The organism is Streptomyces solitudinis, assembly GCF_036323765.1.
Lineage (GTDB): Bacteria > Actinomycetota > Actinomycetes > Streptomycetales > Streptomycetaceae > Streptomyces.
In genome coordinates this window covers 1-10946 of record NZ_JAZDCW010000019.1, presented here as the reverse complement: position 1 = coordinate 10946, position 10946 = coordinate 1, and the positions used below count along the sequence as shown (strand labels likewise).

The 10946-nt window shown below is 68.4% G+C and carries 7 protein-coding genes; 2 read left to right on the top strand and 5 right to left on the bottom strand.

The window, feature by feature from the left end:
• From V1J52_RS25890 to V1J52_RS25870, 5 genes are all read right to left on the bottom strand, one after another.
• Window positions 1-1555: glycoside hydrolase family 30 protein (locus V1J52_RS25890; RefSeq protein ID WP_330142405.1), on the bottom strand; the 1555-nt coding region annotated here is incomplete at its 3' end.
• Between the two features lie 177 nt (window positions 1556-1732).
• Complete coding sequence (locus V1J52_RS25885; protein WP_330142404.1) at window positions 1733-2611, bottom strand: carbohydrate ABC transporter permease; 879 nt, start codon at window positions 2609-2611, stop codon at window positions 1733-1735.
• 2 nt (window positions 2612-2613) lie between these two features.
• Complete coding sequence (locus tag V1J52_RS25880; RefSeq protein ID WP_330142403.1) at window positions 2614-3591, bottom strand: carbohydrate ABC transporter permease; 978 nt, start codon at window positions 3589-3591, stop codon at window positions 2614-2616.
• A 30-nt stretch (window positions 3592-3621) separates the two neighbouring features.
• Window positions 3622-4905 (bottom strand): extracellular solute-binding protein, encoded by a 1284-nt coding sequence (locus V1J52_RS25875; RefSeq protein WP_330142402.1) that lies wholly within the window; start codon window positions 4903-4905, stop codon window positions 3622-3624.
• Window positions 4906-4997: 92 nt separating this feature from the next.
• Window positions 4998-7541: a beta-glucosidase gene (locus tag V1J52_RS25870; RefSeq protein ID WP_330142401.1), complete on the bottom strand. Its 2544-nt coding sequence runs from the start codon at window positions 7539-7541 to the stop codon at window positions 4998-5000.
• Between the two features lie 245 nt (window positions 7542-7786).
• On the opposite strand from V1J52_RS25870, the gene V1J52_RS25865 reads away from it, so the two are divergent.
• Both V1J52_RS25865 and V1J52_RS25860 read left to right on the top strand, forming a co-directional pair.
• A complete protein-coding gene (locus tag V1J52_RS25865; RefSeq protein WP_330142400.1) occupies window positions 7787-8446 on the top strand; it encodes a TetR/AcrR family transcriptional regulator in 660 nt (219 codons plus the stop codon).
• 813 nt (window positions 8447-9259) lie between these two features.
• The coding region (locus V1J52_RS25860; protein ID WP_330142399.1) for a glycoside hydrolase family 30 protein at window positions 9260-10946 on the top strand (1687 nt) is incomplete at its 3' end.

Here is a 10946-nt window from a genome sequence, read left to right as displayed (position 1 = left end):
CGGCGAGGGTGGTGCCGCGGTAGATCCGGTAGCCGGTGACGGCGGTGTTGTCGCTCGAGGCGTTCCAGCGCAGGTCGATCGCCGAGGAGCCGGACGCGGTCGCGGCGAGGCCACCGGGAACAGACGGCGCCTGCGTGTCACCGGGGTTCGATCCGTTCTGCCAGGTCAGCGTCGCGACGGCGCCAGCCGGGAGGGTGTAGGCGGCGGACTGGTTGTTGTCAGTGATGGAAATGCGCTGGGCGCTGGTGGCGGTGTTGACGACGTAGGCGGCGCGGCTTCCGTCGGGGTTCTGGAAGGCGACGTTCTGGACGCCTCCGGCGCCCTGGCTGGTGGAGCCGATGCGGGTGGCACCGGGCTTGATGAACTTGGCGACGTGGCCCAGCACGTAGTACTCGGCGCCGCGGGTGACGTTGCCGTTCGCAATTTCGACGACGCCGTTGCAGCGGGTGGTGCAGTGGCCCTGGTGGGGGCCGCCGTTCTGGTCGAGGGCGAGGTTCCAGTTGATGACGGTCTCGCCGCCGTTGCGCATGTTCTGCACGACGAGGTTCTCGGCGTGCCACGACAGGGTGTCGGCGAAGGTGCTGGTGGTGTCGGTGCCGGAGCACTCGGTGAAGAAGACGCGCTTGCCGGCGTTGACGATCTGCTGCTGTGCGGAGGGGACGCCGCCGTAGCAGTGGAAGGCGGCGCCGATGATGCGGCTGATGCCCTGGGTGGAGTTGAAGACCTCGATGGGGTAGTTCGGGTGGTCCCAGTTGTGGTCGTAGGCCAGCAGGTTCGTGGGCAGGTTGTGGGCCGTGAGGGTGCGGTCGAGGACCTTGAAGAACTCGGCCTGCTGCGAGGACGTCATGCTCATGGAGGGGTAGCTGGTGGCGAACTCGGGCTCGTTCTGGACCGTGAGGTCGGTGAGGGTGATGCCCTGCTGCCCGTATGCCTTGATCGCCTTGACCAGGTAGTCGGCGTATGCCTGGTACTGGTCGGTCTTCAGCTCGCCGCCGTTGAGCGAGTTGCCGGTCTTCATCCAGGCGGGCGGGGACCAGGGGGAGCCCATGAACCGGATGGAGGAGTTGAGGGCGGTCGCCTGCTTGAGGACGGGGATGATTTCCTGCTGTTCGCGGCTGATGGAGAACTGGCCGGGAGTGTCCTCGTAGGTGTAGAAGCCGCCGGAGTTGAAGTCGGTGCTGCCCAGCGGCTGACGCAGGTAGTTCAGGCCGATGCCCTCGCTGGGGGAGAAGAGCGACTTCATCAGGTCGGCCCGCTTGTCGGCAGGCAGGCTCTGGATGAGGTGGGCTGAGGCTTCGGTGACCGAGGCGCCGGCACCGGTGAACTTCTGGGCCTTGCTGTTCGCGTCGATGCGTATGTCGACGGTCTGCGGGGTCGCGGTGAAGGGGATGGTGCCTTCGGAGGCGAGCTTCTTGGTGCCGTCGGGGGTGGTGACCCAGACCTGGGCGACAGGGTCGGCGGCCTGGGCGGTTCCGGTTCCTGTGAGGCCGAGGCCGGCGACGGCCAGGGCGAGCGCGACGCCTGCGGCGCGTGCTCTGGGGCGGGGATAGGACATGATGCGGCTCTCCTTCGGTGTGTTCCTGACAACAGGGGGGTGGTACACCGGCCCGCCCGGGTGCGAGTGGGGCGCCCTGTGGGGCCGGGGCTTCGAAGGGACGGGAGGCAAGGTCCCTGGAGGGGGCGCTTCGCCGGGCCGTGCGGCCGGATGAAGCGACTCTGTTCTGTTCGGTGGCTACTTGAGGCCGGTGGTGGCGATTCCGGCGATGAAGTGGCGCTGGAAGAGGAGGAATACGGCCAGCACGGGGACCAGCACGACGGCGGCGCCGGCGAGGAGGATTCCGTAGCGGGTGAAGTCCTGGCCGCTGCTGACGAGGGCGAGGCCGACGGGCAGGGTGTACTGCTCTTCGTTCTGGGCGACGACGAGCGGCCACAGGAAGTTGTTCCACGAGCCGAGGAAGCTGATGATGCCGAGGGTGGCCAGGGCCGGTTTGGTCATCGGAAGGATGATGCGCCAGAAGATCGCGGTCTCGCCGCACCCGTCCATGCGGGCGGCGTCGATGAGTTCGTCTGGCAGGGAGCCGATGAACTGCCGCATCAGGAACACGCCGAACGGGGCGGCGAGGAACGGCAGGATCAGTCCGAGCAGGGAGTCGGTCAGTCCCAGGTTGGTGGTCAGCACGTACAGGGGGACGAAGGTGACCAGGCCCGGGACCATGAGGGTGCCGAGGACGAGGGTGAAGACGGCTTTGCGGCCGCGGAATTCCAGCTTCGCCAGCGCGTAGCCGAGCATCGAGCAGAACAGCAGGTTGCCTGCGGTGACGACGAGCGCGACGACGAGGGAGTTGGTGAACATTCCGACGAAGTCGAGATTGTCGAAGAGCTCGGTGTAGTTCGTGGTGGTGGGCTTGGTGGGGATGAGGACCGGGGGGACCTTGCGGATGTCGGCCTCGGGCTTGAAGGAGCCGGAGAGCATCCACAGGAACGGTACGACCATCAGGAAGAGGGCGCCGGTCAGGGGGAGGTAGAGCCAGGGGTTGCCCCAGCGCTGCCGGGCCGCGCGCTGCCGGTGGTGCTTGTCGCGCGGGGGGGTGAGGGTGGCGGAGGTGGCCATGGTCAGTCCTGCTCCCTCAGCACGCGGAACTGGAGCACGGTCAGCGCGGCGATGAGCACGAAGATGATGTAGCTGGCTGCGGAGGAGTAGTCGTAGTTGCCGTAGCCGAACTGGCGGTAGGAGAACATGGTGGCTGACAGGGTGGAGTCGAGCGGGCCGCCCTGGGTCATGACGAACGGCTCGTCGAAGAACTGCAGGTAGCCGATGCCGGTGGTGACCGAGGTGAGCAGCAGCGCCGGGCGCAGCAGGGGGAAGGTGATGCGCCAGAACCGCTGCCAGGCGTTGGCTCCGTCGATCTCGGCGGCCTCCATCAGGGACGGTGGGACGCTCTGGAGGCCGGCGAGCATGATGATCATGACGGTGCCGAGATTGCGCCACACTGCCATGACGATCATGACGGGGAGGGCGAAGCGGGTGTCTGCGAGCCAGGCCGGTCCGTCGATACCGAACCACGCGAGGGCGGTGTTGACCAGTCCGGAGCGGGGTTCGAGGAGTGTCTTCCATACCACCGCGATGGCGACGATGCTGGTGACGACCGGGAGGTAGAAGCCGACGCGGAAGACGGCCCGGAAGCGGCGGATGCCCCGGTCGAGGACGACTGCGGCCGCGAGGCCGGCGGCGAGCGTGAGCGGCAGGCCGAACAGGACGAAGACACCGGTGTTGCGCAGGGCGGTGAAGAATACCGGATCCTGGAACAGCTTGGTGTAGTTGTCCAGGCCGACGAATCCGACCGCGAAGGGGGTCTGCAGGTCCGCGCTCTTGGTGTCGGTGACGCTCATCAGCAGCGACCAGGCGACCGGGAGGAGCATGAACACCGCGAAGAGGAGCAGGAAGGGCGCCGCGAGTGTCCAGGCGGCGCGGCCCTGCCGGCGGGCGGTGGTCGAGGAGGTGGTGCGACGCCGGCTGGATCCCGCGGGCGAGTGTGCCCGCGAGGTCCGTGCCGCCGTCTCACCGCGCCCGGGGGGCTTGGTGGAAGGCATGGCGGTGTCTTTCGTCCGTGCGTGTGCCGCTCAGCGGCCGGTGCCGATGGAGGTGGCCTTGGACTGCAGTGCCTTTTGTACGTCGGCCGGGGTGGCCTTGCCGAGGGCGAGCTTCTCCAGTTCGGAGTCGATCGTGGAGCCGATCTGCTGCCAGGTGGTGATGGCCGGCGGGGCCTTGGTGACCTCCAGTTGGTCCCGGAAGGGAGCGAGCTTGGGGTTTTGGGCCATGCGCGGGTCGCTCCACGCGCCGGGAGCGGCGGGAAGCTGCCCGGTTCCGACTCCGTAGCTGGCGAGGTTTTTCGCCTCGGTGAGGAAGCGGACGAACTTCCAGGCCGCGTCCTTGTTGTCGCTGCTCTTGAAGACGGCCAGGTCGCTTCCGCCCGCAAGGCCGACGGCCTGCTTGTTCGCCGGCAGGGCCATGGTCTGCCACTTCGAGTCGAGTTCGGGGCTGTCCTTGTGGAGGTTGCCGCCGACGCTGGCGCCCTGCTGGAGGGTGGCGATCAGGCCGTCGTGGAAGCCCTGCTGGCCGTCGGTCTTGTCGGTCGGCGCCATCTTGTTCTTGAAGATCTTGCCGTAGTACTCCAGGGCCTGGGCGACCTCGGGAGTGTCGAAGGTGAACTTCTTGCCCTGCGGGTCGTAGATGTCGCCGCCGCTCTGCCACACCATCGGCAGCCAGAACAGCCACGCGTTGAAGCCGGTCTGCAGACCGGAGGCATAGCGCAGCTTCGGGTTCTGCTTGCCCGCGGTCTTCTGAATGGCTTCGAGGTTCTTGTAGAAGCCGTCCCAGTCGTTGGCGGGCTTGGTGATGCCGGCCTTGGCCGCGATGTCGGTGCGGTAGTAGATGACTGAGGTGTCGGCGATGAACGGGACGCCGTAGGCGGTGTCCTGGTACTTGGTGGTGTCCCACTGCCCGGGGAAGAACGCCTCGGGCTTGATCTCGTCCGGAGTGGCCTGGAAGCCGTTCATGGCGGCCATCTCCGCCATCCACGTGGAACCGATGAGGGACACATCGGGGCCGTTGCCGCCGGCGATCGCGGTGGTCAGCTTGTCGTGAGCGGCATCCCAGGGAATGGGCGTGATCTTCACGTCTGCGTCGGGGTTCTGCTTCTCGAACTCCTTGGCCAGACCTTCCAGTGTCGGGTCCGCGTCGCCCATCGACCACATGGTGATCTTTCCCTTGGCCGGCCCCCCGCCCAGGGCGGCGGCCTCCTTGTCCGGGCCGGAGTCGCCGGAGCGTCCGCAGGCGGTGGCCAGCAGCATCGCGGCGAGCGCGACGGAGGTGGCTCTTGCGGCGGTGCGGGTGGTACGGGACATGCTCATCACTCCTGTGGTTCGGGGCGGTGCTGTTCGTCGGTGGCTGTATACCGGTACCGGGGCCTGGATCTGCGGTGCCGACGGGTGTGAGGTCAGGTGGGGAGCTGGCCGGGGCGGATGATGGTTGTGGTGCCGTCCTCCTCCACATCGATGTCGAGACTGAGGCGCAGGTCCCTGCTGGAGCGCCCGATGCGCAGGCGGTGCCGCCCGCTGCGGTTCATCCAGCGGTGGTGCTGGTCGTTCCAGGTCTGGAAGGCGCGCAGCGGAACCATCAGCGTCGCTGACGCGGTTTCACCGGCGGGAACGGCGAGCGTAGTGAAGGCCGCGAGCGGCCGGACGGCGCTGTCGATGCCGTCGCCGGGGGATTCGAGGTATGCCTGGACCACTTCGTGGCCTTGTCGGGTGCCGGTGTTGGTGAGGTTCACCGAGATGTGCAGGCCGTCCCCGCCCGCGGGGCTTGGGAGGCTGGCGGGGACGGACAGTTCCTGGGCCTGAGCACTGTCGTAGGACCAGGTGGTCCAGCCCAGACCGTGGCCGAAGGCAAAGGCGGGTTCGATGCCGGCCTGGTCGTAGGCTCGGTAGCCGATGTGGATGCCTTCGGTGTACTCGACCACGCCGCCCACGGGAATGGCGTCGGGCACGGGCACGTCCTCGGCACGGGCCGGCAGGGTCCAGGGAAGGCGCCCGGCCGGCTCCGCGTGGCCGAACAGGACGTCGGCCAGTGCGTGTCCGGCCTCCTGTCCCGGCAGCCACGCCCACAGCAGGGCGGGTACCTGCTGGGCCCAGGGCAGCAGGACCGGCGCTCCGGCATTGACGACGACCACGGTGCGCGGGTTGACGGCGTTGACCGCGCGGACCAGGCGGTGCTGCTGGTCGGTCAGTGCCAGGCCGGGGCGGTCCCAGCCTTCCGACTCCACCTCTTCGTTCGTGCCGATCACGACGACCGCGACGTCCGCGTGACGGGCGGCGTCGACTGCGTCGGCGATCTCCTGCTCGACGGTGGGTCCGGGCGGCTGGTGACGCAGATGGGCCGTGACGAATCGGCCGTAGCCGTCCCCGTCGACGACCCGCAGGTCGATCCGCAGGTCCAGTTTCAGCGGGGTGCCGGACACTTGGACGGTGTGACGGTGGGTGGCGGGGTGGCTGTGGCTGGACTCCAGCACCAGTTCGACGCCTCGGTCGTCGTCGCCGGTGTGGATCGTCTGCCCGTCCAGTTCGACGGTGAACCGGCCGGCGCAGCCGAACTCGAGCACATGCGTGCCAGGCTCCACCAGCGTGACCCGGCTGGTGAGCACGACTCGTTCGGCGAGGTCGGGGACCCGGCCGAAGCCGCCCCAGTTGCCTGTGCAGCGGACCTCGCTGGTGATGATGTTGCCGTCGCGGTCGATGAAGTCCGCCCGGACGCCCTGGGCGATACCGTCCGGGGCCGAGGCGCGCGAGGGGTCGATGAACGGTGCGTGCCGACGCGACGATCCGCCTCGGTGCACGGTCAGTCCCCCGGGCTCGGGAAGTGCTGCACGCAGGCCGTCCTCGAAGGTGACGGTGCGGACGGCGGGGACGAAGGCGCTGCCTCCGCCCTGGAGGTAGGGCTGGACGGCGTTCGGCCCGATCAGGGCAACCCGGGTGAGCCGGCCGACGTCGAGGGGCAGCAGCCCCCTCTCGTTGCGCAGCAGCACCGTGCCGCGTGTCGCTACCTCCCGCAGCATCGCGAAGTCGGCCTCCCCCACTGCGGCAGGTGAGGCGGCATCGGGCAGCTGCGGCGGCTGTCCGCCGTGCGTCCACGGGGCGGTGAGCTTGCCCACCCGGGCGGCCAGTCGCATCAGGCGCATGACCTTGTCGTCGATGACGGCCTCGTCCACGGTGCCGTGGCGGACCGCTTCGAGCAGGGCCTCGCCCCAGGGCCCGTCCGGGCCGGGCATGACGAGGTCGAGGCCGGCGTTGGCCGACGGGGCCGCGGTACGGGTGGCGGCCCAGTCGCTGATCACCGTCCCGTCGTACGACCACTCCCCCTTGAGGACACCGGTCATGAGGCGGTGGTGCTCCAGCATCGGCGCGGATTCCACACCGTCGTCGACGCCGGAGTACGCGCCCATGACGCTCCACGGCCCGGCGTCCGCCAGGACGCGCTCGAACGGCGCGAGGTACACCTCGCGCAGCGTGCGGGCACCGACCCTGGAGCGGTAGTGGGTGCGGTCGGTCTCCGAGTCGTTGGCCACGAAGTGCTTCAGGCACGCGGCAACCCCGTTGCCCTGCAGCCCCCGTACCAGGGCCGCGCCGAGAACGCCGGTCAGCAGCGGATCCTCGGACAGGCACTCGAAGTGCCGGCCCGCGACCGGTGTGCGCTGCAGGTTCACCAGCGGGGCCAGTACCACGTCGACATGCTTGCGCCGGGCTTCCTGTGCGAAGAGGCCCCCCAGCCGCTCGGCCAGCGCGGCGTCCCAGGTGGCGGCCATCGCGCTGGGGGCCGGGGCGAGCAGCCCCGTCTCGCCCGGAGTCTCGCCCGTGCCCCGCACACCCTGAGGTCCGTCGGAGGTGACCACCGAGTGCAGGCCCAGGCGGGGCTCTTCGGGCAGAGCCCAGAGAGAGGCGCCGGTCAGCAGCCGCACTTTCGACTCCAGGTCCAAGCCGCAGATCATCGCGGCCCACCTGCTCTCCTCGACCGTGCCAAAAGACGCAGGTGCGGCTCCTGGTGCGGCGGGGGCGACAGCGGAGGGGGGCGGGGCCATGAGTGTCCTTCCGGCCATGACGGCGGTGTTGCGTCGGGGTGACGGCGAAATGAAAGCACACTCACTGAGTGGTTAGTAAGTGGTCTACATCACAAAGTTGTCCTGACTTCTGCGGAACGACGATCCCCGCAGGGTGGCGGCTTAAGGTGTGCCGAGTGAGCAATCCACCCGTGAGCAGACCGCCCCGTGCCCAACGCCCCCGCACGCCGCGCAGCCCCGAGGCCAAGCAGCGGCAGCGCGAGATCCTGCACATCGCTTCCGACACCTTCGCCGCCCGCGGCTACAACAACGCCTCGCTCGCCGAGATCGCCGAGCAGGCAGGGCTGACCCAGGCCGGCGTCCTGCACTACTTCCGCTCGAAAGCCCTACTGCTCACCAGCGTCCTGGAACTGCGCGACCAAAGAGACATCGAGCAGCAGGGTCCCACCCGCCCCGAGGGCCTCGACTTCCTGCGCCACCTCGTGGACACCACCCTGCGCAACGCCGAACGGGAGGGCATCGTCCGGCTCTACACGGTGCTGTCGGCGGAGTCCGTCACCGACAGCCACCCCGCCCAGGACTACTTCCGCGACCGCTACACCGGCCTGCGCAGCTTCGTTGCCGACGCTCTGCGCCAAGCCTGCGATCTGCCCGAAACCCGCACAGAGGAGGCCGACGCGGCGGCCAATGCCATCATCGCGGTCATGGATGGCCTGCAGGTGCAGTGGCTACTGGACCCCGAGGCCGTGGACATGGCCGCTTCCACCGACCTGGTCGTCACCTCCCTGCTGGCTGCCCTCGCCCCACGGAAGTTCGGTCCCGGCATACCCCGTTGACGGGCGCTTCCAGCGGTCCCCGACAGGGTTCCGAGAGCGCTCTCTGCATTACTTGAACCCAGAGAGCGTCTGCGCCCTCCATCCGAACGGCTTCAGCCCGTTCGGGCGGGCCGGGCGGGCAGGAGTGTGCGACTGCGGCAGCCCACCCGGCGCGCCTTACGGGGTGACAGGCAGCAAGCCCTGCCGACCACCTCGGTGCGACTGGACCGCAAGGGCGGGGCTGCTTCGAACAGCGCAAATGCGATCATCCAGGGGCGGCCCGGCCTGCGGACCGCCCCTGGAGAGCCCCCCGTTCCGCCTAGGGAAGCACACTTACCACTCACTTGGTAAGCGCAATGGGGTGACTCGATCGGAGGATGACGCGTCAGCCGCCAGTCTTCACTGGGCCCTACCGGGCCTACATGTAGTGAAGGAAGGCGCAGCGATGACGCCTCGGCACCCCGTGCGTTGGGAGAAAAAATCTATCCCCGCCAGATGTGTCGGCGCCGCCGAGGGGCCTCGCCAGGCATGCCCCCACGAGCAGGACTGACCTGCATAGAAGCCACATCCAACGACCAGCCGAGCTTGGGGAACTGACGGAACGCAAAGAGTCCACGAGGTGTACCGGGACGGTCGGTTGTGCGATCCACTTGAGTTTATGTCTTGACGGGGACATGAGGCCGACGTCTACTTCTCCCTTACCGAAGAGCGCCGTCACCGCACCTCATGAGCGCCACGGCCGACACGGCCGCTTTACCGCCCTGTCGCACACCCGACGGCGCCCCTGCCTTTCCCCCCCCCGCACGAGCCGCACTCTCGTTTCAGGAGTCGCACATGCCCCCAACTCCCCTCAGGGCCCGCCGACGGACGGCGTGGCTGGCCGCCGGCGCCACCGTGGTGAGCCTGCTCAGCGCAGGCGCCCTGTCCGCCGGCACCGCACAGGCTGCCGTCGGACCGACAGTCTCTTCCTGGATCACCACCCCCGACCGCGCCCAGTTGCTCAAGCCCGGCACCGCGGTCCAGTTCCAGGACACCAATCCCGGCGGCCAGGCCATCACCGTCAACCCCGCCCAGACCTTCCAGACCATGGACGGCTTCGGCGCGTCTTTGACCGACTCCTCCGCCTCCCTGCTCTACGACCTGCCCCAGGCCCAGCGCAATGAGGTGATGACCTCGCTGTTCAGCCCCAGCGAGGGCATCGGCATGAGCCTGCTGCGCCAGCCCATCGGCGCCTCCGACTACGTCGACGGCCCGCACTACACCTACAACGACCTGCCCGCCGGACAGACCGACCTCGATCAGTCCGAGTTCAGCATCGCCCACGACGAAGCGCAGATTCTGCCTCTGCTGCGCCAGGCACGCCAGCTCAACCCGAACCTGAAGGTCATGGCCAGCCCCTGGAGCGTCCCGGCCTGGATGAAGGAGAACGGCAGCCTCGAGGGCGGGAAGGTCAAGAACGACCCCGCCTACTTCCGCTCCTACGCCCTGTACCTGACCAAGTTCGTGCAGGCTTACAAGGCCGCCGGGGTTCCCGTCTTCGCCCTGAGCGTCCAGAACGAACCGCAGAACCGCACGCCCGACTCCTACCCCGGCACGGACCTGCCCGTCGCCCACCAGAACGCCGTCATCAACGAGCTCGGCCCGATGCTCGAAACCGCGGGCCTCGGCGACGTCAAGATCATCTCCTACGACCACAACTGGTCGCTCCACCCCGACGACCTCGCCGACGCCCAGGAGATGGGCCTCGACCCCGAGCCCAACTACCCCTACGACGCGCTGCGCGGCAGCGCCGCCAAGTGGATCGACGGCACCGGCTACCACCACTACGCCGGCAACGTCAGCGCCCAGAACGCCCTGCACGACGCCTTCCCCGACAAGGACATCTGGCTCACCGAAGCCTCCGGCTGGCACGGCGTCAACGACACCTTCGCCCAGTACTTCTCCGACACCCTCAAGTGGCACACCCGCAACGTCCACATCGGCGCCAGCCGCAACTGGGCACGTGGCGTAATCAACTGGAACCTCGCCCTCGACTCCCAGGGCAAGCCCGTCAACGGAGGCTGCGGCCTCGACCCCACCGGCATGTGCACCGGTGTCCTGGCCATCGACGGAACCACCGTCACCCGTAACGCCGAGTACTACGCCATCGGCCACATGAGCCGCTTCGTACGCCCTGGCGCCGTCCGCATCGCCTCCAACAACACCGGTGGCCTCGAGAACGTCGCCTTCCGCAACCCCGACGGAAGCCACGCCCTTGTCGTCACCAACACCGGCGGCGGAACCCAGAACTTCACCATCGCCTTCAACGGCCAGTACGCCGCCCACAGCGTGCCGCCCAACGCTGTCGCCACCTACACCTGGCCCGGCACCTCCGGTTCGACCGACACTCAGGCGCCGTCTGCTCCGGGCAGCCTGACCGCGTCCGCGTCCGGCTCCTCGGCGATCGACCTGCGCTGGAACGCCTCGAGCGACAACACCGCCGTCACCGGCTACCGGATCTACCGCGGCACCACCCTCGTCA

What these genes read in the sequence shown, in the direction of transcription:
- V1J52_RS25885 (WP_330142404.1), bottom strand. Translation starts at nt 2,611, where the DNA reads ATGGCCACCTCCGCCACCCTCACCCCCCCGCGCGACAAGCACCACCGG.
- V1J52_RS25880 (WP_330142403.1), bottom strand. Translation starts at nt 3,591, where the DNA reads ATGCCTTCCACCAAGCCCCCCGGGCGCGGTGAGACGGCGGCACGGACC.
- V1J52_RS25875 (WP_330142402.1), bottom strand. Translation starts at nt 4,905, where the DNA reads ATGTCCCGTACCACCCGCACCGCCGCAAGAGCCACCTCCGTCGCGCTC.
- V1J52_RS25870 (WP_330142401.1), bottom strand. Translation starts at nt 7,541, where the DNA reads ATGATCTGCGGCTTGGACCTGGAGTCGAAAGTGCGGCTGCTGACCGGC.